The 21,513-nt window shown below is 67.5% G+C and carries 21 protein-coding genes and 1 tRNA gene; 12 read left to right on the forward strand and 10 right to left on the reverse strand.

Annotated elements, in window-relative coordinates; genetic code table 11:
* The first annotated feature begins 16 nt into the window (after positions 1 to 16).
* Positions 17 to 844: a ferritin gene (locus tag RM96_RS02500; RefSeq protein WP_039007271.1), complete on the forward strand. Its 828-nt coding sequence runs from the start codon at positions 17 to 19 to the stop codon at positions 842 to 844.
* A gap of 15 nt (positions 845 to 859) precedes the next feature.
* Here RM96_RS02500 and panE read toward each other — a convergent pair whose 3' ends face one another.
* Positions 860 to 1,789, reverse strand: coding sequence for a 2-dehydropantoate 2-reductase (gene panE / locus RM96_RS02505; RefSeq protein WP_039007416.1), 930 nt, complete (start codon positions 1,787 to 1,789; stop codon positions 860 to 862).
* 92 nt (positions 1,790 to 1,881) lie between these two features.
* Positions 1,882 to 2,847: a DMT family transporter gene (locus RM96_RS02510; RefSeq protein WP_039007418.1), complete on the reverse strand. Its 966-nt coding sequence runs from the start codon at positions 2,845 to 2,847 to the stop codon at positions 1,882 to 1,884.
* A 211-nt stretch (positions 2,848 to 3,058) separates the two neighbouring features.
* Between RM96_RS02510 and dapC the strand changes: the two genes are divergently transcribed.
* The 10 genes from dapC to RM96_RS02560 all read left to right on the forward strand — a co-directional run bounded on the left by dapC (position 3,059) and on the right by RM96_RS02560 (position 12,667).
* Positions 3,059 to 4,258: a succinyldiaminopimelate transaminase gene (gene dapC, locus RM96_RS02515; protein ID WP_039007273.1), complete on the forward strand. Its 1,200-nt coding sequence runs from the start codon at positions 3,059 to 3,061 to the stop codon at positions 4,256 to 4,258.
* A gap of 67 nt (positions 4,259 to 4,325) precedes the next feature.
* Positions 4,326 to 5,153 (forward strand): 2,3,4,5-tetrahydropyridine-2,6-dicarboxylate N-succinyltransferase, encoded by an 828-nt coding sequence (dapD, locus tag RM96_RS02520; protein ID WP_039007275.1) that lies wholly within the window; start codon positions 4,326 to 4,328, stop codon positions 5,151 to 5,153.
* A gap of 124 nt (positions 5,154 to 5,277) precedes the next feature.
* On the forward strand, positions 5,278 to 5,637 hold the full coding sequence (locus RM96_RS02525; RefSeq protein WP_238587048.1) for a hypothetical protein: 360 nt from the start codon (positions 5,278 to 5,280) through the stop codon (positions 5,635 to 5,637).
* A 42-nt stretch (positions 5,638 to 5,679) separates the two neighbouring features.
* Complete coding sequence (locus RM96_RS02530; protein WP_039007283.1) at positions 5,680 to 6,027, forward strand: ArsC family reductase; 348 nt, start codon at positions 5,680 to 5,682, stop codon at positions 6,025 to 6,027.
* A gap of 19 nt (positions 6,028 to 6,046) precedes the next feature.
* On the forward strand, positions 6,047 to 7,198 hold the full coding sequence (dapE, locus tag RM96_RS02535) for a succinyl-diaminopimelate desuccinylase (RefSeq protein WP_039007285.1): 1,152 nt from the start codon (positions 6,047 to 6,049) through the stop codon (positions 7,196 to 7,198).
* 25 nt (positions 7,199 to 7,223) lie between these two features.
* Positions 7,224 to 8,117 (forward strand): 50S ribosomal protein L3 N(5)-glutamine methyltransferase, encoded by an 894-nt coding sequence (gene prmB, locus RM96_RS02540; RefSeq protein ID WP_039007287.1) that lies wholly within the window; start codon positions 7,224 to 7,226, stop codon positions 8,115 to 8,117.
* 235 nt (positions 8,118 to 8,352) lie between these two features.
* Positions 8,353 to 9,612: an MFS transporter gene (locus RM96_RS02545; protein ID WP_039007420.1), complete on the forward strand. Its 1,260-nt coding sequence runs from the start codon at positions 8,353 to 8,355 to the stop codon at positions 9,610 to 9,612.
* Between the two features lie 248 nt (positions 9,613 to 9,860).
* Entirely contained in the window at positions 9,861 to 10,877 is a 1,017-nt protein-coding gene (locus RM96_RS02550; protein ID WP_039007289.1) for a tripartite tricarboxylate transporter substrate binding protein, read from the forward strand.
* Between the two features lie 78 nt (positions 10,878 to 10,955).
* The gene (locus tag RM96_RS02555; protein ID WP_039007292.1) at positions 10,956 to 12,506 is read left to right on the forward strand and encodes a class I adenylate-forming enzyme family protein; all 1,551 of its coding nucleotides are present in this window, start codon (positions 10,956 to 10,958) and stop codon (positions 12,504 to 12,506) included.
* 84 nt (positions 12,507 to 12,590) lie between these two features.
* Positions 12,591 to 12,667: transfer RNA gene (locus tag RM96_RS02560), tRNA-Val, on the forward strand.
* A gap of 95 nt (positions 12,668 to 12,762) precedes the next feature.
* Here RM96_RS02560 and RM96_RS02565 read toward each other — a convergent pair.
* The 4 genes from RM96_RS02565 to RM96_RS02580 form a co-directional block, all read right to left on the reverse strand.
* Complete coding sequence (locus RM96_RS02565) at positions 12,763 to 13,230, reverse strand: cupin domain-containing protein (protein ID WP_039007294.1); 468 nt, start codon at positions 13,228 to 13,230, stop codon at positions 12,763 to 12,765.
* Between the two features lie 135 nt (positions 13,231 to 13,365).
* Complete coding sequence (locus RM96_RS02570; protein WP_039007296.1) at positions 13,366 to 14,511, reverse strand: CaiB/BaiF CoA transferase family protein; 1,146 nt, start codon at positions 14,509 to 14,511, stop codon at positions 13,366 to 13,368.
* 9 nt (positions 14,512 to 14,520) lie between these two features.
* On the reverse strand, positions 14,521 to 15,534 hold the full coding sequence (locus tag RM96_RS02575; protein ID WP_039007422.1) for an NADPH:quinone oxidoreductase family protein: 1,014 nt from the start codon (positions 15,532 to 15,534) through the stop codon (positions 14,521 to 14,523).
* 11 nt (positions 15,535 to 15,545) lie between these two features.
* The gene (locus tag RM96_RS02580) at positions 15,546 to 16,517 is read right to left on the reverse strand and encodes a tripartite tricarboxylate transporter substrate binding protein (RefSeq protein ID WP_039007298.1); all 972 of its coding nucleotides are present in this window, start codon (positions 16,515 to 16,517) and stop codon (positions 15,546 to 15,548) included.
* A gap of 185 nt (positions 16,518 to 16,702) precedes the next feature.
* On the opposite strand from RM96_RS02580, the gene RM96_RS02585 reads away from it, so the two are divergent.
* Complete coding sequence (locus RM96_RS02585) at positions 16,703 to 17,602, forward strand: LysR family transcriptional regulator (protein WP_039007424.1); 900 nt, start codon at positions 16,703 to 16,705, stop codon at positions 17,600 to 17,602.
* A gap of 39 nt (positions 17,603 to 17,641) precedes the next feature.
* On the opposite strand, the gene RM96_RS02590 is transcribed toward RM96_RS02585, so the two are convergent.
* The 4 genes from RM96_RS02590 to RM96_RS02605 all read right to left on the reverse strand — a co-directional run bounded on the left by RM96_RS02590 (position 17,642) and on the right by RM96_RS02605 (position 21,508).
* On the reverse strand, positions 17,642 to 18,712 hold the full coding sequence (locus RM96_RS02590) for a M14 family metallopeptidase (RefSeq protein WP_039007299.1): 1,071 nt from the start codon (positions 18,710 to 18,712) through the stop codon (positions 17,642 to 17,644).
* A gap of 75 nt (positions 18,713 to 18,787) precedes the next feature.
* A complete protein-coding gene (locus tag RM96_RS02595) occupies positions 18,788 to 19,549 on the reverse strand; it encodes a hypothetical protein (protein ID WP_039007301.1) in 762 nt (253 codons plus the stop codon).
* 100 nt (positions 19,550 to 19,649) lie between these two features.
* On the reverse strand, positions 19,650 to 20,468 hold the full coding sequence (locus RM96_RS02600; protein WP_039007303.1) for a M55 family metallopeptidase: 819 nt from the start codon (positions 20,466 to 20,468) through the stop codon (positions 19,650 to 19,652).
* Positions 20,465 to 21,508, reverse strand: coding sequence for a DmpA family aminopeptidase (locus RM96_RS02605; protein ID WP_039007305.1), 1,044 nt, complete (start codon positions 21,506 to 21,508; stop codon positions 20,465 to 20,467). The genes RM96_RS02600 and RM96_RS02605 overlap by 4 nt, the downstream gene beginning before the upstream one ends.
* Positions 21,509 to 21,513 lie beyond the last annotated feature (5 nt).

Below are 21,513 nucleotides of genomic sequence, written 5' to 3' on the forward strand. Positions count from 1 at the left end.
CACAGGAGGACTGAGCATGATCGAATCGTCCCCGGCAAAGCTGCCGTGGTCAGTGAGCGAGATTGATTACCAGGCGATCGAGGTGGACCGCATCCGCCCGGATCGCGACCTGTTCTACCTGCTGGCTTCGGCCTCGTTTATCGAAAGCGGATCCGACACCTACGCGGGCAACCTTGCCACCTACTACGCGCACACACCCGAGGCCGCCGACTGGCTTTCCCGACACTGGGAAGCCGAAGAACTCCAGCACGGCCTGGCGCTGCGCCGCTATGTCGAGCATGTCTGGCCCGAGTTCGACTGGGAGCGCGGCTACGCCCGCTTCTTCGAGGAATACCGCGTCACCTGCTCGATCGATCAGTTCGAGCCCACCGAGGCCCTGGAAATGGCCGCCCGCTGCGTGGTCGAAACCGGCACCGCCGCCTACTATCGCGCGCTGGAACAGGCCAGCGACGAGCCCGTGCTGCGTGCCCTCACCCGCCGGATTGCCAATGACGAGGTCCGCCACTACAAGCACTTCTACCGGTTCTTCAACCAGTTCCTGGACCAGGAGGGGCTGGGCCGCCATCGCGTCCTTGGCGCATTGACGCGCCGCCTGCTGGAAATCAAGAACGAGGACGCCGAGATCGCGCTGCGCAACGTGCTGCGCATGGAGCGCGGCGTCGAAGAGATCCCCGACCAGGAAGTGAAGGCGCTGAACTCCCGCGTCAGCGCGGTGATCCGCAAGAACCTGCCGATCGATATGACCGTGAAGATGCTGCTGCGCCCGCTGCACCTGCATAGCGGCGTGGAGCGAGCGGTGCGCAAGCCCCTGGTGGCGGTCGTATCACGGGTCATGCTGCACTGAACGGCAGCCGGCCCGTCAGCCGCCGCGCGCCTGCCGGGCCTCGTAGGCTTTCAGGTGGCTGTATGCGACCTGCAGCAGCGACAGCGGCCCGCCCTGCTGCGGCGCCCCGCGCGCGATCAGGTCGCCCAGGATATGGTCCGCTTCCGTGCGGGAGCGGTTTTCCACGTCACGCAGCATCGAGGCGTTCAGCGGCGACGGCGTCAGCAGCATCTGCCCGGCACGAGAATCGAAATCCGGCGGCATCGGGAAGCCGTTGTACTGCGCCACGGCGCGGCAGTCGGCCAGAATGCCTTCAATCACGCGCCGGCCGTCCGGCGTGCCAAGGATATCGCCGATGGCCGCCCGCATCAGGCAGGTGCTGCCTGCCAGCGTGGCCAGGAAGATCCACTTCTCCCACATGCGTTGCATGATCTGGATGCTGGTCGAGGCATCGAACCCGGCATCGCCCAGTGCTGCCGCAATGGCCTGCAAGCGCGGCGACAGGCCGCCCTCCAGCTCACCGAAGGTCAGGCCGTGGGTATCGTTGAGATGGACGATTTCCCCTTCGGGATTCAGCGTGGCGGCGATCATGCACAGGCCGCCCAGCACCTTGTCATGGCCGAACCGCTGCTTCAGCACGTCGATATGGCGCATGCCGTTCAGCAGCGGGAGGATCACTGTCGAGGGACCGACCGCGGGCGCGAACGATGCGATGGCCTCGTCCAGGCTGTAGGCCTTGCAGCTCAGCAGGACCAGGTCGAAGGGGTCTGTAATCGCATTGGTGAGGACGGTCCTGATTTCGTGCAGGGCGAGGTCGCCGCGGGGGCTGCTGATGATCAGGCCGTTGGTGTGCAGCGCCTGCGCGCGATGCGGCCGGACCAGGAACGTCACATCGCGGCCGGCAGCGGCCAGCCGCCCGCCGAAATATCCGCCTACCGCCCCCGCGCCGACAACGAGAATTCGCATGATGCCCCCTTCGGATCGCGCCTTGCGGTCAGCGTTGCACCCGCCGGCCGCAGCCATGCAGGGACTGTAGCAAGAATCGCCGGGGGTCGTGCTCAGGCCGCCGCGCCGGCTTCGCAGGCCTCGCTGGCGGACGCGCGCGGAGTCCGGTGCACCAGTCCTGACAAGGCACCCGCCGCCACGATGCACAGCCCGCCGGCAGCTTCCTTCCAGCTCAGCGTCTCGGTGGCCAGCCACCAGGCCGATACCGCCGCAACCACGATTTCGAACAGCATCAGCAAAGACACCCGGTTGGCCGGCAGCCGCTGCAGCCCGTACTGGACGACCGAATTGCTCACGACCAGCACGGCGGCCAGCCCCAGCACCAGCATCCCCGCCGACACCGGCGCGCCAGGCGCCGGCACCACGTGCCCGGCTTCCAGAAACAACGCGCAGGGCACGCCTACCACCGTACAGCCAAGGTAGACGACGACCGTGCGCAGGCGGGCATCCATGTCCGGAAAGCGCTGGCCGGCCCGGCGGGACAGCACGTTGTTGACGGCAAACCCCATGCCGCCGATCAACCCCGACCACTCGGCAGCATTGCCGGGCAGTGGCACGCCGACCTCCGGCGTCCACAGCATCAGCCCGGCGCCGAACAGCGCCAGCGCCACCAGCAGCAGGCCCGCGGCGGACAGCCGCTCGCCGAGGAAAATCCGGGCGAACAGCGCGGTCCATACCGGCGTGAGGTAGAACAGCAGCAGCACGCGCATCACGTGGCCGTTGACGCTGCCCCACACGAAGCCCGCGTTGGTCACGCCGGCCGCCAGCCCGATCGCCACGAACAGCCACGACGCGCGCATGCCCGACAGCTGTCGCCGGAACGCGATCAGCGAAATCAGCGCGGCAGTGCAGCTCACTAGGGCGGCGGCACTCATGCCGCCGAGGCCCCAGCCGTTCAACAGGCGATACGGGAACCAGGCGATGCCCCAGACCGAGGCGCCCAGCAGGATGGACAGGGAGGATTTGACCGAATGCGGGTCGGCGGCGGAATGTTGCGCCGCAACAGGAGATGCGCTCATTGGAACGGGAAAGACTGGAGGCCGGTGGCCGCAGGAAGCGCGCGGCGTGGCGAGGAAGTCGCCGGCATTCGGCCAGTGACGGGCCAGTGCGGTTGCCATCACCGGAAGGTGATGCCCGGCATTGGTGCGCAGACTGCCGCCAGGCCCTTGCCGCCGCACGGAAAACCGTGCCATTCCTCTATAATGCTTCGTTTTAACCGGCCCCAACCAGATGAATCCGCGCCTCGACCTGCTCCAGCCCTACCCCTTCGAGAAACTGCGGGTGCTCTTCGCGGATGTGAAACCTGCCGACAAGCCGGCAATCAGCTTCGGCATCGGCGAACCCAAGCATCCCACGCCCGAGTTCATCAAGACTGCGCTGGCCGAGTCGCTGGCGGGACTGGCGAATTATCCCACAACGGCTGGTTCCGATGCACTACGACAGTGCATTGCCGGCTGGCTGGAACGCCGCTATGGCCTGCCCAAGGTCAATGCCGCCACCGAGGTGCTGCCGGTAACCGGCTCGCGCGAGGCCCTGTTCGCCTTTGCCCAGACCGTGGTCGACGGCACCCGTCCGGGCGCGCTGGTGCTGTGCCCGAACCCGTTCTACCAGATCTACGAAGGTGCGGCGCTGCTGGCCGGCGCCACCCCGGTGTTCGCCAACAGCGACCCGGCGCGCAACTTTGCGCCCGCGTTCGACCGCATCGCCGACGATGTCTGGCAGAAGGTGCAGCTGCTCTATGTGTGCACGCCGGGCAACCCGACCGGCGCGGTGCTTTCGCTGGAAGACTGGAAGCAGCTGTTTGCGCTGTCGGACCGCTACGGCTTCGTGATTGCCTCGGACGAGTGCTACTCCGAGATCTATTTCGATGAAGGCCGTGCGCCGCTGGGTGCGCTGGAAGCCGCCCACAAGCTGGGCCGCGGCTTTGAGCGGCTGGTAATGTTCTCCAGCCTGTCCAAGCGCTCCAACGTGCCGGGCCTGCGCTCGGGCTTCGTGGCCGGCGACGCCTCGCTGCTGAAGAAATTCCTGCTATACCGTACCTACCATGGCGGCGCCATGAACCCGGCGGTGCAGACCGCCAGCGTGGCCGCCTGGAACGATGAGGCGCACGTGCGCGACAACCGCGCCGCCTACGTCCGCAAGTTCAGCGAAGTGACGCCGCTGCTGGCGGAAGTCCTCGACGTGGCGCTGCCCGACGCCGGCTTCTACCTGTGGGCCGACGTCTCGCGCACCGGCCTGAGCGATACGGCATTCGCGACCCGCCTGCTGGCGGAACAGAACGTGACCGTGCTGCCCGGCAGCTACCTCGCGCGCGAAGCCGACGGCATCAATCCCGGCGCCAACCGCGTACGCATGGCGCTGGTCGCCACGCCCGAGGAATGCCTGGAAGGCGCGCGCCGGATTGTCGCCTTCTGCAAATCGCTGGGCTGACCCGCATGAATCCCGGGAGGGGTTTCCGCCCTCTCCCGCAACCCAATCAACCACTGAGAAAACGAACATGACGCAAGCACTGCAAGCCCTGATCGACCAGGCCTGGGAAGACCGCGCCAGCCTGTCGCCGAAGTCCGCCCCCAACGATATCCGCGAAGCGGTTGCCAACGTCATCAGCCAGCTCGACGCCGGCGCCCTGCGCGTGGCCGAAAAGCAAGGCAAGGAGTGGATCGTCAACCAGTGGGTCAAGAAGGCCGTGCTGTTGTCGTTCCGCCTGGAAGACAATGCGCCGATGAGCGCCGGCGGCTTTGCCCAGTTCTACGACAAGGTCCCGACCAAGTTCGCCAACTGGAGCGGCGACGACTTCGCCAAGGCCGGCTTCCGCGTGGTGCCGCCCGCCGTGGCCCGCCGCGGTTCGTTTATCGCGAAGAACGCCGTACTGATGCCGTCGTACGTCAATATCGGCGCCTATGTCGATGAAGGCACCATGGTCGACACCTGGGCCACCGTCGGTTCGTGCGCCCAGATCGGCAAGAACGTCCACCTGTCGGGCGGCGTGGGCATCGGCGGCGTGCTGGAGCCGCTCCAGGCCAACCCGGTCATCATCGAAGACAACTGCTTCATCGGCGCGCGTTCGGAAGTGGTCGAAGGCGTGATCGTGGAAGAGAACTCGGTGATCTCGATGGGCGTGTACCTCGGCCAGTCGACCAAGATCTATGACCGCGAAACCGGCGAGATCCACTATGGCCGCGTGCCGGCCGGCTCGGTGGTGGTGGCGGGCAACCTGCCCTCCAAGGATGGCAAGTACAGCCTGTACTGCGCCGTGATCGTGAAGAAGGTCGACGCGCAGACCCGTGCCAAGACCAGCCTGAACGACCTGCTGCGCGGCGACTGATTCCGCGTACGGCGCACGCCTTGAGGGCTGCGCCACACTGTCCCGGGGCCGTGCCCCGGGACCGCATTTCCTGCTGTCACCCCGCCTGGCCAGGCTGAACATGCCTTCCCTCCGCAAGCGACTCATGGCCCTGGATCCCACCACCGTCAGTACCGTGCTCTCCCTGTTGCCCACCATTCTCGAACAGGCCAACAAGACCATCGAGAAGATCAAGAAGGGCAAGCGCAAGGACGGGATGCCGGAGGGAACCGTTGCCGACGCGCGCGATCCCGCGGCCCGCATTGCCGAGCTGGAAGCCGCCGCCGTGCAGCAGGCCGAGGCCGTCAAGCTGCTGGCCGAACAGCATGCCATCACCATCGAGGCGCTGCGCAAGGAAGCCGCCCGGCTGGACCGCCGGCTGCGCCTGATGACCGCGGTGGCGATGGGCGGCGTGGCGCTGGGACTCGGCAGCCTGGTGATCGCGCTAAACCTGCTGTTCCGCTAAGCCTGCTCTGGCCAACGTATCCGAATTCCTCCAAGACAAGCCATGACCGTCCTGCTCTACGGCATTCCCAACTGCGATACCGTCAAGAAAGCCCGCACCTGGCTGGATGCCAACGGCGTGGCCTACACGTTCCACGACTTCAAGAAGCAAGGCGTGGACGAAGCCATGCTGCGCGGCTGGCTCAGGCATGTGCCGCTGGCGACGCTGCTCAACCGCAAGGGCACCACCTGGCGCGCGCTGTCCGACGCCGACAAGGCCCGTGCCGAGGAAGAAGCCGGCGCCATCGCGCTGATGCAGCAAAGCCCGTCGCTGATCAAGCGTCCGGTGCTGGCCCACAGCGGCAAGGTGATGGTCGGCTTCTCCACCGACCAATACGCCAGCCAGTTCTGATCCCCTATTCCGTCGTCCCATGACCGCCACCCTTGCCCTCACCGAAGACCTGATCCGCCGTCGCTCCGTCACGCCCGCCGACGAAGGCTGCCAGGCCGTGCTGGAAACCCGCCTGAAGGCGCTTGGCTTTGACTGCGAAGCCCTCGTCAGCGGCCCCGACGATTTCCGCGTGACCAACCTGTGGGCGGTGAAGCGCGGTACGCAGGGCAAGGACGGCAAGCTGCTGGTCTTTGCCGGCCACACCGACGTGGTGCCCACCGGCCCGCTCGAACAGTGGCACTCCGATCCGTTCCAGCCGACCCACCGCGACGGCAAGCTGTACGGCCGCGGCGCCGCCGACATGAAGACGTCGATCGCCGGCTTCGTGGTGGGCGTCGAGGAATTCGTCAAGGCGCACCCGGCCCACGCCGGCTCCATCGCCTTCCTGATCACCAGCGACGAGGAAGGCCCGGCCCATGACGGCACCGTCAAGGTCGTCGAAGCGCTGAAAGCCCGGGGCGAGCGCCTGGACTACTGCGTGATCGGCGAGCCGACCTCGGTCGATACGCTGGGCGACATGGTCAAGAACGGCCGACGCGGCTCGCTGTCGGGCAAGCTGACCGTCATTGGCGTGCAGTGCCACATCGCCTACCCGCACCTGGGCCGCAATCCCATCCACGAGGCCGCGCCCGCGCTGGCCGAACTGGCTGCCGAAACCTGGGACGCAGGCAACGAGTACTTCCCGCCCACCAGCTGGCAGATGTCGAACATCCACGGCGGCACCGGCGCCACCAACGTGATCCCGGGCCACGTCACCATCGATTTCAATTTCCGCTTCTCCACCGCCAGCACGCCGGAAGGCCTGAAGGCGCGCGTGCATGCCATCCTGGACCGCCACCAGCTCGAATACACGCTGGACTGGACCCTGGGCGGCGAGCCGTTCCTGACCCCGCGCGGCGAGTTGTCCGATGCGCTGTCCGCGGCCATTGAAGCCGAGACCGGCGTCAAGACCGAGCTGTCGACCACCGGTGGCACCTCCGACGGCCGCTTTATCGCCAGGATCTGCCCACAGGTGATCGAGTTCGGTCCGCCCAACGCCAGCATCCACAAGATCGACGAACACGTCGAAGTCCGCTTCATCGAGCCGCTCAAGAACGTCTACCGCGGCGTGCTGGAACGCCTGATCGCCTGATTTTTTTCGCCGGAAGACACCACACATGGCAACGCCCTCCCCCCTGCGCACCGTGCGCGACCTGCTGCGGCTCGCAGTCTCGCGCTTTACCGCTGCACGCCTGTCCTTCGGCCACGGCAGCGCCAATGCCTATGACGAAGCGGCCTATCTGGTCCTGCACACGCTGAACCTGCCGCTCGACACGCTCGACCCGTTCCTCGACGCGCGCCTCCTGCCCGAGGAAATCGACGCCGTGATGAAGGTCATCGACCGCCGCGTCAACGAGCGCGTGCCGGCCGCCTACATCACGCACGAGGCCTATATGCATGGCCTGCGCTTCTACGTGGACTCGCGCGTCATCGTGCCGCGCAGCTTCATCGGCGAACTGCTGCAGGAAGGCCTGGAGCCGTGGATCGGCGAGACCGGCAAGATCGGCCCGGTGCTGGAACTGTGCACCGGCTCGGGCTGCCTGCCGATCATCGCCGCGCACGTCTGGCCGAACGCGCAGGTCGACGCGGTGGACATATCCTCCGACGCTCTGGCGGTCGCGCGCCGCAATGTGGCCGACTACAAGATGGAAGACCGCATCCATCTGTACGAAGGCGACCTGTACGCCCCGCTGCCGGCCGGCGCCACCTACGACGTGATCCTGACCAATCCGCCGTATGTCAATGAAACCTCGATGCAGGCGCTGCCGCCCGAATACCTCGCCGAGCCGCGCATTGCCCTGGCCGGCGGCGACGACGGCATGGACGTGGTGCGCCAGATCATCGCCGGCGCCAAGGCACGGCTCAATCCGGGCGGCGTGCTGGTGGTGGAGATCGGCAACGAGCACGCCAACGTGGAAGCGGCCTTCCCGGACCTGGAGATCGTGTGGCTGCCCGTCAGCGCCGGCGACGAACAGGTATTCCTGCTGACCTACGACGCGTTGCCGGGGTAACCAACCGCCCGATTGTTTGCTCCCCTCTCCCGCTTGCGGGAGAGGGAGCCCGCAAGGGGTCTCGCATACTCGATCCTGCCCGCCATCACCCGCGCAAACTGGGCGAACACCGGCCAGGCCCCGACATCCATGGCCGCAGACCATCTACACTCGCGGCAGACCACCGCCACTGGTGGCAATCGAATCACACAATATCGAGACAACGCGGCCCGGAACGGCCGCGCCCGCTGAAGCCGTGACCGCCAGCAACCATCCGCTCCCCTCATCTTCCAGCGTGCCCGACAAGTCGGCTGCCGCCCGGAGCGCGGCGCACGGTATTGCATGGCTGACCTTCGCGTTCATGCTCAGCCAGTTCTTCCGCTCATGCCTCGCCGTGATGGCGCCGGAACTGCAGCATGACTTCGGCCTGTCGCCGGCAGGGTTCGGCGCGCTGTCGTCCTGCTTCTTCCTGGCATTCGCGGTGGCGCAGATACCGTGCGGGATCGCCTTCGACCGCTATGGCGTCGGGCGGCCCACCGCACTGCTGCTGGGTGTGGGCGCGGTGTGCTCCGTCCTGTTCGTGCTGGCGCCGAGCGGTACCGTCGCCACGCTGGCGCAGATCGGGCTTGGGCTCGCTTGCGCGCCGGTCTTCATGGGGCTGCTGCATTTTGCCTCGGAGCAGCTTTCCGAACGGGACTACACCCGGATCGTCAGCAAATCGAACGCCATGGGCATGATCGGCGCGCTGTGCGCCACGGCGCCGCTGGGCTGGGCCACGGAGTGGATCGGCTGGCGTGCCTCGATGTCGGTGTCCGCCCTTGGCACGGTCGCGGCCTGCTACGGCGTGTGGCGTTTCGTGCGCGACGAGGGCCATGCGGAAGCCCGCAACGCGCCGCTGGGTTCGATGCTCTCGCAAAGCGTCAGGCTGCTGGGCATGGCGCCGCTTTGGACGCTGATTCCGCTGTGCGCGGCAATGGCGGCAGGCACGGCATTCCGCAACGCCTGGAGCGGTCCGTACCTGGCCGACGTCTACGGCATGGGCTCCGGCCCTCGCGGCGTGGCGCTGACCCTGCTCAGCCTGGCCGGCTTCCTCACGGCCTTTGTCCTGCCGGTGCTGGTCCGGCGCAGTACGCTCAAGACGGCCATCGTGGCGTGGGCGTGTGTCTCCATGTCCGGCGGCATCGTGCTGACCCTCTGGCCTGCCGGCGGCGTGGCGTCGGGCGTCGGCTTCATGGCGCTGCTGTCGACCATCGGCATGCTTCATCCGCTGGTCATGGCGCAGGGCCGCGGCCTGATTCCGCCATCGAGCCGGGGGCGCGGCCTGGGCCTGCTCAATACCTTCGTGTTCCTGGGCTCGGCGCTGGCGTCGTGGGCGTTCGGGCTGATCGCCAACGCCGGCCATGTGCGCCAGTGGCCGATGCCGACGACCTATTCGGCAATTTTCCTCTGCGCCGCCATGATGATTGCCGCGTCGCTGGTGCCTTATCTCTTCAGCCCGGGATCGGGCAAGCGCTGAAAGCTCCTCTCACGGGCGCGACAGGCCCGCACTGTCGGCGGCGATTGTAAAGCGGATCACGCACATCCAAAATATCCTGTTCGTCCCGCAGCTCACCAACCGTGCTGCCGTCAATGCCGGCGATCAGGACGGTTCCGGGCACAGAAAGGCTGCCTTAGCGATTCCCGAATTCCGCTCCCGTCCTCGGGCCTTTACCGTCTGTGACAAAAGCGTCCCAAATCAGAGGACCGACACCAAGGAGACAAGGCATGGAATCTTCGCGCCTCTGCCCGCGCGCCACGCTGCGCCGCAGATCGTTGCTCTCGCTGGGTGCAATGGCTGCCGTCGCAGCCGTCGCGCTGGGGCATCCCGTCGCCGCAAAGGCCGAGGTCTGGCCAGCCCGGCCGATCCAGCTGCTGATCCCCTATCCGCCCGGCGGCAGCGCCGACCTGCTGGCGCGCCCGGTCGCGGCCAGGCTGCAGGAGCGGCTGGGCCAGCCCGTGGTGCTCGACTACCGGCCCGGCGCCGGCGGCACCATCGCGAGCCAGATGCTGGCGCGCGCCAGGCCTGACGGCAACACGCTGATCATGGTGCTGGCGGCGCACGCCATCAACGCCAGCCTGTACCCCAGGCTTCCGTACGACACGCGCAAGGACTTCGCACCGGTCTCGCTGGTGGCAAACCTGCCGATGATCCTGGCGGGCAGTCCGTCGCTGCAGGCAAGCAATGTGGCGGAGCTGATCGCGCAGGCCAAGGCTGCTCCCGGCAAGCTCACCTTCGCCTCGGCGGGCAACGGCAACACCGGCCACCTCGCCGGCGAGCTGTTCGATTCCGTCGCGGGCATCAAGATGACCCACGTTCCCTACAAGGGCAGCGCGCAGGTGGTGACGGCGATGCTGTCGGGCGAGGTCCAGCTGACCTTCGACAGCATCTCCACCACCCTGCCGCATGTGCGCAGCGGCAAGCTGCGCGCGCTGGCCGTGACCGGCAGCCAGCGGGCCGCGGTCGCGCCCGAGGTGCCGACGCTGGCCGAGGCCGGCGTGCCAGGCATCAACATCACCGGCTGGTACGCGGTGCTGGCGCCGGCCGGCACGCCGCAGCCCGTCATCGACCGGCTCAGCACCGAGATCGCGACGGTGCTGCGCCAACCCGAACTGAAAGCCACGCTGGCCGCCAACGGCTATGAGCCGGTGGGCTCCACGCCCGCCGCGCTGCGCACCCACATCGATGCCGAGATCAACCGCTGGAGCAAGGTGGTCAAGGAATCCGGGGCGCAAATCCAATAAGTCCTTCGATACGTCCTTCGAGCCATCATTGCCTGCCGGGCGCTGCCACGCCGGCGCCCGCACTCCTCCTTGCCGAACATGACCCAGCCGACCCCGATCCAACGCCCCTTCACCACCATGTCCGTGCTCGTGCGCGAGCACGCCACCCAACGCCCCACGCAGCGCGCCCTGATGCACGGCGAGCGCGTGCTCGACTATGCCGGCCTCGACGCCGCCATGGACCGCGTTGCCGCCGCGCTGGCACGCGACGGCGTGCGCCCCGGCGAGGCCATTGCCATCTGCGCCGCGTCGTCGATCGAATACGCGGCGGTCTACCTGGGCGCCGTGCGCGCGGGCGTGGTGGTGGCGCCGCTGGCGCCATCGTCCACGCCGGACAGCCTGGCCGGCATGGTTGCCGACTCGGGCGCGCGCATCCTGTTCACGGACGCTACGGTGGCCGGCGCGCTGCAGCCCGTGCGCGACAAGCTGGCGGGCACGCCCATCGTCACTCTGGATGGCAGCGACGCGGGCCAGCCGTATGAGACCTGGCTCGCTCCCGCGGGCACGCCCGTGACCGAGCCCGAGATCGGCGCGGAGATGCCGCTCAACATCATCTACTCCTCCGGCACCACCGGTAGCCCCAAGGGCATCGTGCAGTCGCACGGCATGCGCTGGGCGCATGTGTCGCGTGGCGCGATGACCGGCTATGGCACCAGCGCGATCACGCTGCTGTCGACACCGCTCTACTCCAACACCACCCTGGCGAGTTTCTTTCCCACCATCGGGCTGGGCGGCACTGCCGTGCTGATGGCGAAGTTCGATGCAAGGGAATATCTCGAACTGGCGCAGCGCCACCGCGTGACGCATACCATGCTGGTGCCGGTGCAGTACCAGCGCCTGCTCGCGCATGCGGATTTCGATCGCGCCGACCTGGCGGCCTTCCAGCAGAAGTTCTGCACCAGCGCGCCGTTCAGTGCTGCGCTGAAGGCCGAAGTGCTCAGGCGCTGGCCCGGCGGCCTGATGGAGCTGTACGGCATGACCGAAGGTGGCGGCGGGTGCCTGCTGGCTGCCGACCAGTTCCCGGACAAGCTGCACACGGTCGGACGCCCCGCCACCGGCGCCGACGTGCGCATCATCGACGACGAAGGCAAGGAACTGCCACCGGGAAGCGTCGGCGAAGTCGTCGGCCGCTCGGCCGCGATGATGAACGGCTATCACAACCAGCCGGCCAAGACCGCCGAAACGGAATGGCATGACGTCGAGGGCAACCGCTTCATCCGCACCGGCGACATTGGCCGCTTTGACGAAGACGGCTTCCTGATCCTGCTGGACCGCAAGAAAGACATGATCATCTCGGGCGGCTTCAATATCTACCCGAGCGATATCGAGTCGGTGGTGCGCGAACACCCGGCGGTCGCCGAAGTCTCAGTGGTAGGCGTGCCCTCGGAGCGCTGGGGCGAAACGCCGGTGGCATTCGTCGCGCTGCGTGCAGGCAGCGGCGCCACCGCGCAGGACATACTGGCCTGGGCCAACGAGCGCCTGGGCAAGACCCAGCGGCTGGCCGCGCTGCACGAGGTCGACACCCTGCCGCGCAGCGCCATCGGCAAGGTGCTCAAGCGCGAACTGCGCGACCGCATCGCCGGCGCCTGACGCGGCGCGCACGACACGCTCAGGGAAAGTTCGCGAGGGCGCTTGCGCAATTGCAAAGGCGTCTCTATAATTCGCGCCTTCGCTAGGCTCGTAGCTCAGCTGGTTAGAGCACCACCTTGACATGGTGGGGGTCGTTGGTTCGAGTCCAATCGAGCCTACCAACGCACAACAGGACACGGACGGCACGCAGTCATGCATGCCGTCCGTTTTCTTTTTGGCCGCGCCGGCGGCTTCTCCGGTGGTTCAGGGCGATGGTTCAGGGCAGCAAGTGCGTATCGCCCGCGGCCTGTGGCGGCAACTTGATTGCCAGCGCCTTGAATTCGCCACTGGTTGCGACCGAGCCCGCATGCGCAGCGCCCTTCGGGATGATGATCAGGTCACCAGGGCCGACCTCGCGCTGTTCGCTGCCCAGCCAGAATGTGCCCCTGCCCGAAATGACGTACTGGATCTCGTCGGCGCTGGTGTGATAGTGCTTCGGCACGTTTCCCGATTGCACGGCAATGGTCCCGTGCGGCGTCGACACCAGCCCTTTCGTGCGCAGCGTGCCCATATTGGGAACCTGCGGTCCGATGTCTTCATTGGTCATCGCTGCCAGGTTGATGATCTGCGGCGTCAGCGCGGCCGGCGGGGTCTGCGCGTGAGCCTGCGGCAGCTCCACGCGGGCCGCAAGGTAGCCGCAAGCAAAGGCGGCCGGGACAGCAGCAAGAACGGCAAAGCGACGCATGTTTTTCTCCCTTGGGTTGACCTGCGGTCATCAGTGCATCGCCACGAAGCCTGCGTCGTGCGGCACGGCTGGATTGTCTCACCGCGATGCGCGCCCATAAGTGGGGAAAACCCGTCCCGGATCAGGCTGTTCGGGTCATGCGCCGGCGATGCCTAATTCCGCCAGCACGGCGTCCGTATGCTCTCCCAGCAGCGGTGCCACGCCGAGCGGCCGGGCGGCGCTGGCCTGCCCCGGCAGGTTCGCCCAGGGCAGCTCGCCCAGCCCGGCCTGCGCCAACCGGGCAAACACACCGACTTCCCTGCACTGGGCGCTGCCGCGCAAATCGCGCGGATGGCCAATTCGCGCGAACAGCACATCGTGCTCGGTGAAGGCGGCCTCCCAGTGTGCCAGCGGCCGCGCGCGCAGCGCGGCGCCTACGCGCTGGCACAATTCCGCCGCACGCGGCAGGCGTCCGGCACTGGTGCGCAGCCCGGCGTCTGCCAGCCAGTCATGAAACCCGAGGAGCCTGGCGAGCCGGCTGAACATGGCGTCGTTGAGCATGCTCAGATAAAGCTGCCCATCAGATGCCTCGAACATGCCAGTCGGCGCGTTGGCCGCGGCGAGCTCGGCATCCGGGAACATGGCGTCGTCCAGCACAAGGTAAGACTGCAGCGCGGCGCTGGCTTCCAGCAGCGATACCTGCACATGCCGCCCCTTGCCGCTGCGGGCTGCCTTGTAGAGCGCTGCCGAAGCCCCCTGCGCGGCGTACAGGCCGGTGCTGAGATCGACCAGGAAGAAACCGATGCGCCGTGGCTGGCCGGCGCTGTCCCGGTTGATATGCATCAGTCCGCTGAACGCCTGCATGGTGGTGTCGACCGCCGGCATCGCCGCCATCGGGCCGGTGTGGCCGTAACCGGAGATCGACACATAGACCAGTGCCGGATTGAGCGCGGCCAGGTCTGCGTAGCCCAGCCCCATCCGCTCGGCCACGCCGGGCCGGAAGTTCTGGATGATCACATCGGCCTGCTCGGCAAGCATACGCATGGCGGCGCGCCCGTCTTCCGTCCGCGCATCAAGCACCACGCTCTCCTTGCCCGCGTTGTAGGCAATCGAAATCGCGGTCTGTCCTTCGCGCACCCGCCCCATCTGCCTGGCCCAGTCGCCGACCGGCGGTTCCGCCTTGATCACGCGCGCACCCTGCTGCCGCAGGATCAGCCCGCAGTAGGGCCCGGCAATGCCCTGGCTCAGGTCGAGCACCGTCAGCCCGGCCAGCATGCCTTCGTCGTCAGCATTCTCGTTCATGTTTGTTTCCTAGAGGTCCAGCATGACCTTGCCGATGGCGCGGCGCGACATCGTGGTCTCGACTGCCTCGTACCAGTCCTGAAGGCGGAATCGCTGAAGCACTGGCGGCGGCAGCTCGCCCTTGTCGACGGCGTTGAGGATCCTGCCAACCATCTCCTGCACCTGCGGCGCAAAGCGGCGGCGCTCGTCGGTCAGGCCCCAGCCGATGTAGTAGCCGTAGTTGAAACCGATCAGCGTCAGGTTCTTCACCAGCAGCAGGTTCGCCGGCACTTGCGGGATGCGCCCGCTGGCGTAGCCGATCGACAGCAGCCGCGCGCCGGGGGCAGCGCAACGCAGCGAAGCATCGAACAGATCTCCACCAACCGGATCGAACACGATATCGACGCCCCCGGCGGGACACAGTGCCTTGACTGCCGCCGCCAGCGTCTCCGGGTCGGGCGGCAGCGCATGCGTGGCGCCGTTGCGCAAGGCAGCCTCGCGCTTGGCCTCGGTGCTTGCCGTAGCGATTACGCGCGCCCCCATCAGCCGCCCGATCTGCACCGCCGCCGTGCCCAGCGCGCCGCTCGCACCGTGCACCAGCATGGTCTCGCCGGGCCGCAGCGCCGCGCGCCAGTCCAGCGCGGCCCATACAGTGCCGCAGGTGACCGGCAGCGCCGCCGCGTGCGCCAGATCGAGCGTGTCGGGCACGGGGTAGACCGTATCCGCCGTCGTGACCACTTCCTCGGCAAAGCCGCCCCAGTCGAGCGCCGCCGTTACGCGCTGGCCCGGACGCAGCCGGGTCACGTCTGGCGCAACCTCGATGATCTCGCCCGCGGCCTCCGTGCCCGGCGTAAATGGCAGCGGCGGTTTGCGCTGGTATTTGCCGGAGACAAACAGGCTCAGCGCAAAGCCCACGCCGGCATGCCGCACGCGGATGCGCACCTGACCCGGCGCGAGCGGCTGGCGCGGGATCCGTTGCAGCGCCAGCTCGCTCCAGTGGCACCAGCGTGAGCAGACCAGTCCCAGGTAGTCGTTCTCTTGCATCGCCGATCCTGTCATTCGAGCGTGATGCCGACATCGTTGATGATGCGGCTCCATTTGTCGCGGTCGCTCTTCATCACCGTGTCAAAGGCCTCCGGCGTGCCGCCCACCGGCACCAGGTTCAGGTCCTGCATCTTCTTTGCGACTTCCGGCAGGCGCACGATGCGCGCGACCTCGCGCGACAGCGCCTCGACCCTGGCCTTCGGCACGCCCGCGGGAAACAGCAAGCCCATCCAGGCATCGGGCTCGAAGCCCTTGTAGCCCGCTTCGCGGAAGGTCGGCACCTTTGGCAGCAGCGCCGAGCGCTCGGTGCCGGCAATGGCTACCGGCACCAGCTTGCCGCCCTGCAGCAGCGGCATGGCGGTGCCCACGGCAATGAAGCCCAGCTTGACATGGCCCGCTGCCAGGTCCGTCGCCAGCGGCGCACCACCCTTGTAGGCGACGTGGTCCATCTGCAACCCCGCCTCGCGCCTGAACAGCTCGCCCAGGATATGCCCGGTGGTGCCGGCCCCGTAGGAGCCGTACGGATATTTGCCCGGATTGGCCTTGAGCAGCGCCACCACCTCGGGCAGCGTGCGCGCCGGGAAGTCCGGCGACACCGCCAGGATGGTGGACGAGATCGCCACCTCGCTGACCGGCGTGAAATCCGCGATCGGGTCATAGCCGATGCGCTGGTACAGCGAGGGGTTCTGCACGTGCGCGGTGAAGGTCAGCAGCGCGGTATAGCCGTCCTTCGCGGCCCGGGCCACGTATTTGGTGCCCGTGGTGGTGCCGGCGCCGGGCTTGTTGTCGACGATGACCGGCTGCCCCCAGGTTTTCGTCAGCTCCTGGCCGATCAGCCGCGCCACGGCGTCGTTCACATTCCCGGCCACCGACGGTACCACGATGGTCAGGGGGCGCGAGGGATAGGCTTCGGCCTCGGCGGCGGCACCATTCGCCACAGCGGCGGCCAGCACCACACCAAGCACAGCGGCTCTGATGAACATTCGGTTTGTCTCCTGTGTGCGGCTCCCTGCTGTGTCCGAGAGATGCCTTGCCCGCAGTCTAGGCCAGTGCCCCGCACCGCGCGATTCCTGCGCGGACCGACGCAAGTCCTGCCGGGAATGGCGGCCGGACGCAACACAGGCTTTACAATGCGCCGACCCCACTCTTGCGCGACAACGCGGGCGCCATGCGATTCGAGGATCTTGAAGCCTTCCTGGTTGTCAGCGAGCACGGCAATCTGCACCGCGCCGCCGACACCCTGGGCATGACCCAGTCCGGCTTGTCCAAGACGCTGGCACGGCTGGAAGGCGAAGCCGGCATGCCGCTGTTCGAGCGCACCCCCCGCGGGCTGGTGCCGACCAGCGTGGGCCGCACCCTGCTCGCCCACGCGCGCCGGATCTCGCTGGCCGCCAGCGACATGCGCAACGAGCTGGCCGAGCAGCGCCTGGCGCGGACCGGCTCGGTGCGCCTGGGAGCGATTCCGTACCTGGTGCCTTCATTGCTCTCGCCACTGCTGGCCCGCTTCTTCATCAGCCGGCCGCTGGCCGTTTTCTCGATTGACACGCACCTGAGCGCGCGGCTGATGGCGGTCCTGCAAAGCGGCAATGTCGACCTGATCCTCGCGGCCCGCCCCACCAGCGTGCCCGAGGATGTCTGCGGCCTGCCGCTGGGCCCGCTGACCATGCAGATCGTCGCCCGCACCGGGCATCCGCGCCGCGCGGCCTTCCACACGCTGGCCGACCTGAGCGAAGAGCGCTGGGCCGTGCCCGCCAGCTCGCTCTACCTGCGGCAATGGCTGGAAGAGCGCTTTACCTCGATCGGCCTGCCGCCACCCCGCGTGGCCGTTGAAAGCACGGCATCGCCGATCGCGTTCGGCGAACTGCTGCGCCAGTCCGACCTGCTTGGCATCATGCCGCCCCGCATCCTGAAACAGGCTGAAGGACAGGGACTGGCGGCCATCGAAGGCCCCGGCATGTCATGGCAGCATGAGCTGGCCATGTTCTGGCGGGCGAGCGGATACCTGTCGCCCATCTGCCAGGATTTCCGGGATGCGGTGGTGAAATGGTGCGAGGAAATGGAGATCTGACTGGCGATGGGGATTGCCCCCATCGCCTGACGACGCCGCTTACTTTTCAGCCAGCACCTTGCGCACGGCATCCGTAACCTGCGCCACCACGCCTTCGCGCCAGTCGTCGGTATCGCCGTAGAAAGCCTTCCACATGGCCTGCTTGATCAGCGTGCGCTGGTTCTCGTCGGCCTCGGGATGGCGATGCAGCCAGTGGTCGCCGCGCAGGGCATCGAGGACTTCGCTCACCGGCAGCGTGCCAAATTCCAGGGCGATGCCGGCATAGTCGACGGAGGGCAGCGTTTCCGGTACCGCCAGCCAGGCCAGGCCGGTCAGGTTGGCCGAAGTCGATGAGCCGTCATAGATCGAGGTGACGTCGCTACCCCAGATCTTGCGCGTGCGGGCGACCTGCCCGGTCTCGTCCGGACCCATGTAGATCGATTCGCCATAGCCCCAGGGCCCGAGCCCGGTGTGGATGTCGATCCAGCGCAGCGTTTGGCGGCCGGCGCCGAAGCGCGCCAGTACCCGCCGCAGCGTGTAGTTGCTCCAGGTAGCCTTGTCGCCGCCGAAGAACATGCCGTCCGGCTCCTGGTACTGGCCGCCACTCACCGCGGCCTGGTACCACTGCATGCCGCGCTCGGCGACCATTTTCATCAGCTGCGCCTGGTCGACATCGGACGGCGGCCATTGAGGCGGCAGCAGCAGCGGCGAGACCTCCGCATACGGCGTGTTGTACGGCAGCGGCTGCGTGAAATCCATGAAGTTGCGGTTCAGGTCAACGTTGTCCTCGTTGACCCGCCGCAGGTGCGAAAAGCCATAGGGATTGATCGCGTGGACCAGCAGCAGGCTGATACCGGTGGCCTCGCAGTCGGCCAGCAGCGAGGCGTCTTCCAGTATGGCGACCTGCGCGCCCGCGCCGCAGAAACCCTCCGCGCCGTGCGTGCCGGAGGTGATCATCAGGCAATGGCGGGCATCGGCCGCGCCGGTCCAGGCCACGTCCATCGCCAGGTCTTCGCCCGCGCTGCCGCGCTTGGTGGGATGGGGGAACTCCGCCAGCGTCGCCCCCGCGCCGCGCGCGGCGGTCAGGAACTTCTGGCGGGCTTCGGCATAACTGCGCGAGAACTGACTCATGGCGGCGCACCGTCGCGAATGGCAATGCAGGCATTAGACGCCAATTCCGGCCGGCTTGCCAGCGGGCGCGGGGCGCTAGAACAGCGATCCGGTACTGCCGGCAGGCGCCGCGTCTTCCGGCCCCCACACGCCCGGGGAACCGAATGCCTGCGGATGCATTTCAATCCCGGCCGCGGCGAGCTGCGCGGTGGACAGCACCAGGTGACGCGCCAGCCAATCGTGCAGGCTGCGCAGGAAACGGATGTTGTCGACGCTGTTCGAAGCCGCAATCAGGCGTTCCAGCTTGATGTGCGCGGTATAGACGTCCAGCAGGTTGGTGGCCCGCAAGCGCGGTGGCGTGGTGGGGCTGCGCTCGATCGCCAGGATGCGGCGGACCTGCGCCGTCGTGATCTCGCCCGTGCGCTGGTACTGCTCGTAAACTGCCTCAAGCGGCGCAAAGCGCACGGTGGGTTGCACGCGCGGCACCGCGGCGGCCTTTTCCATGCGGAGCACGAGGTAGCGGATGGCGGCGGCGCGCTGCGCGGCCTCGGCCTGCGCGGCCGTAGGCCGGCGGGCGCGGGCCGGTGGCGGCAGATTGCCTGGCTCGGCCAACCGGCTGACGACATCGCGCTCGGTGTAGTCCGGCACTTGCGCAAGCAGCCCCGCATGCAGCACTGCAGCGCGGGCGCAGTCTTCGCCGAAAGGATATTCGTGGCCGGCAGGGTCTCGCAGGATGTAGGCCTGGCCGGTGGGGAAGCCGTGATGCCGCCTGCTGTTGCCGCGCGCGTGGCAACGCGTGTCGAGATCGACGAAATCCTTGCGTACGGGAATCCAGCCCCCGTCCTGTGCCTGGGTCATGAGTCTGCGGTATTGCCTGGAGAAGACGGCGGAGGCGCTGCACGGCCCGCGCCGCAAACCGCTATTGTCGCCGATCCCCGGCCATGCGCGGCTGAAACGGCTACTTCAGCATGAACGACATGGCCGACAGGCAGTTCAGCATGCGCACTGCGGACTGGACCGAATCGGCACCAAAAGACAGCGTGACGCCGTCGATGCGATCGAGCGCCGGCCACTGGCAGAACAGGTCTGCGTGGGCGGAAGTCTGCGTCTGCAGCCGGCAGGTCACCGGGGCCGCGATCTGCAGGCAACTGGCCCGGGCACGCTCGCGCACCGCGGTTTCGGCTGCCGCGGCAATGGCTTCGCGCGCCGCGGCCGGCGAAAGCGTCGTACCGCTGCCGAAGCCGGCCGCGGACTTGGTCTCGACATAGCGCACCCACGGCATCAGCGCCTGCGTCTCCTGCACGAAGACATCGTCGCCGCTGGCCAGCAGGACCGGCACGCCGAACTCTCCCGCCAGCGCCGCGTACAGGCCGGCTTCGCCCAGTTCCTGGCCGTTCAGCCAGACCCGGGCAAATGCGCTGCTGTTGATGGTGTGCGCCAGCACGCCGCGGCTCTGCGCGCGGCCGTGGTAGCCGATCATGAATACGCCGTCGCAGCCCGTCTCCACCCCGGCCATCATGCCGAGGTAGCGAGGCTTGCCCAGCACGACCCGGGCGCGCGGGTCGAGCTGGTCAGGCAGCAGGTTGCGGAAGCCGCCGTGCGAGTCATTGACCAGCACCTGTGTGGCGCCGCCGGCAAAGGCGCCCTGCACGGCGGCATTGGCTTCGGCAGTCATCCATGCGCGCGCGCGCTCGTACTCGCCGTTGCCGGCCCGTGTCTGTTCAGCGTGGAAAACGCCGGCAATGCCTTCGATGTCAGTCGAGATCAGGATTTTCATGATGAAGACGCTGCCAGTTCCGGCATCAGGTCCAGCAAGGCGCGCCGGCTATGGCCATCGCGTCCCTGTACGGTTTGGGCGCACCACAGCGCGCGCAGGATGGCCTGCTCGACGCTGTCGGCAGCGGCCCTGAACAGCGGATCGAGCCGGCTCTCGTGGACCATGGCCACCGCAGGCATCGGCATGTCCGCGTGCTGCGGCACCGTATAGGCGGTGGAGAATGCCAGCGCGATGTCGCCGGAGCCATGCCCGAACACGGAGCCGGTGCGCGCCAGCCCCGCACCGGCACGCAGCGACAGGCGCCGCAGCTGGCGCGCGTCCAGCGGCGCATTCGTGGCCACGATCATGATGATCGAGCCCTTCTCCGGCCCGGCCGCCTGCTGCGCAAGCCGCTCCGCCAGCATCGCGCCAACCGCGCGGCCCGCGATGGTCAGCGACTCCGGCGTGCCGAAATTGGCCAGCACCAGTGCGCCGACGCAGTAGCCGCCGGCCATTCGTGACGCAGAGCCGATGCCACCCTTCACACCGAACGACGACATGCCGCGCCCTGCCCCGACCGCGCCCTGTTCAAACTCCGTATCCGCCGACGCACAAGCCGTTGCGTAGTGGCGGCCGTTGACGACCATCGCCTGGATATCGTTGAGATAGCCGTCGTTGCACTCGAACACCAGCGGATTCACGGTAGGCAGCGAGCGCCCGACTTCCGGATTGGCCGTGATGGCCTCGCGAATCTGAGCCTGCGCCACCGCGCCGACGGAGAAAGTATTGGTCAGAGCAACGGGCGTTTCGAGAACGCCAAGCTCTTCGACCTGCACCAGCCCCACGCTCTTGCCGAATCCGTTAATCACGGTGGCGGCAGCCGGCACCTTGTCGATGTAGGGATTGCCCGCGTGCGGGCGGACGACGGTCACGCCGGTCTGCAGGCCCGCCTCGTCCAGCGTGCAATGGCCGACGGTCACGCCGGGCACGTCGGCAATGCTGTCGAGCGCGCCGGCCGGCAGCGTGCCGATGGCCGGCATTCCGCGCATGGTGTCCGTCATCGCAA

The sequence above is a fragment of the Cupriavidus sp. IDO genome (assembly GCF_000812465.1).
Taxonomy (GTDB): Bacteria; Pseudomonadota; Gammaproteobacteria; order Burkholderiales; family Burkholderiaceae; genus Cupriavidus.

What these genes read in the sequence shown, in the direction of transcription:
- RM96_RS02500 (WP_039007271.1), top strand. Translation starts at nt 17, where the DNA reads ATGATCGAATCGTCCCCGGCAAAGCTGCCGTGGTCAGTGAGCGAGATT.
- panE (WP_039007416.1), bottom strand. Translation starts at nt 1,789, where the DNA reads ATGCGAATTCTCGTTGTCGGCGCGGGGGCGGTAGGCGGATATTTCGGC.
- RM96_RS02510 (WP_039007418.1), bottom strand. Translation starts at nt 2,847, where the DNA reads ATGAGCGCATCTCCTGTTGCGGCGCAACATTCCGCCGCCGACCCGCAT.
- dapC (WP_039007273.1), top strand. Translation starts at nt 3,059, where the DNA reads ATGAATCCGCGCCTCGACCTGCTCCAGCCCTACCCCTTCGAGAAACTG.
- dapD (WP_039007275.1), top strand. Translation starts at nt 4,326, where the DNA reads ATGACGCAAGCACTGCAAGCCCTGATCGACCAGGCCTGGGAAGACCGC.
- RM96_RS02525 (WP_238587048.1), top strand. Translation starts at nt 5,278, where the DNA reads ATGGCCCTGGATCCCACCACCGTCAGTACCGTGCTCTCCCTGTTGCCC.
- RM96_RS02530 (WP_039007283.1), top strand. Translation starts at nt 5,680, where the DNA reads ATGACCGTCCTGCTCTACGGCATTCCCAACTGCGATACCGTCAAGAAA.
- dapE (WP_039007285.1), top strand. Translation starts at nt 6,047, where the DNA reads ATGACCGCCACCCTTGCCCTCACCGAAGACCTGATCCGCCGTCGCTCC.
- prmB (WP_039007287.1), top strand. Translation starts at nt 7,224, where the DNA reads ATGGCAACGCCCTCCCCCCTGCGCACCGTGCGCGACCTGCTGCGGCTC.
- RM96_RS02550 (WP_039007289.1), top strand. Translation starts at nt 9,861, where the DNA reads ATGGAATCTTCGCGCCTCTGCCCGCGCGCCACGCTGCGCCGCAGATCG.
- RM96_RS02555 (WP_039007292.1), top strand. Translation starts at nt 10,956, where the DNA reads ATGACCCAGCCGACCCCGATCCAACGCCCCTTCACCACCATGTCCGTG.
- RM96_RS02565 (WP_039007294.1), bottom strand. Translation starts at nt 13,230, where the DNA reads ATGCGTCGCTTTGCCGTTCTTGCTGCTGTCCCGGCCGCCTTTGCTTGC.
- RM96_RS02570 (WP_039007296.1), bottom strand. Translation starts at nt 14,511, where the DNA reads ATGAACGAGAATGCTGACGACGAAGGCATGCTGGCCGGGCTGACGGTG.
- RM96_RS02575 (WP_039007422.1), bottom strand. Translation starts at nt 15,534, where the DNA reads ATGCAAGAGAACGACTACCTGGGACTGGTCTGCTCACGCTGGTGCCAC.
- RM96_RS02580 (WP_039007298.1), bottom strand. Translation starts at nt 16,517, where the DNA reads ATGTTCATCAGAGCCGCTGTGCTTGGTGTGGTGCTGGCCGCCGCTGTG.
- RM96_RS02585 (WP_039007424.1), top strand. Translation starts at nt 16,703, where the DNA reads ATGCGATTCGAGGATCTTGAAGCCTTCCTGGTTGTCAGCGAGCACGGC.
- RM96_RS02590 (WP_039007299.1), bottom strand. Translation starts at nt 18,712, where the DNA reads ATGAGTCAGTTCTCGCGCAGTTATGCCGAAGCCCGCCAGAAGTTCCTG.
- RM96_RS02595 (WP_039007301.1), bottom strand. Translation starts at nt 19,549, where the DNA reads ATGACCCAGGCACAGGACGGGGGCTGGATTCCCGTACGCAAGGATTTC.
- RM96_RS02600 (WP_039007303.1), bottom strand. Translation starts at nt 20,468, where the DNA reads ATGAAAATCCTGATCTCGACTGACATCGAAGGCATTGCCGGCGTTTTC.
- RM96_RS02605 (WP_039007305.1), bottom strand. Translation starts at nt 21,508, where the DNA reads ATGACGGACACCATGCGCGGAATGCCGGCCATCGGCACGCTGCCGGCC.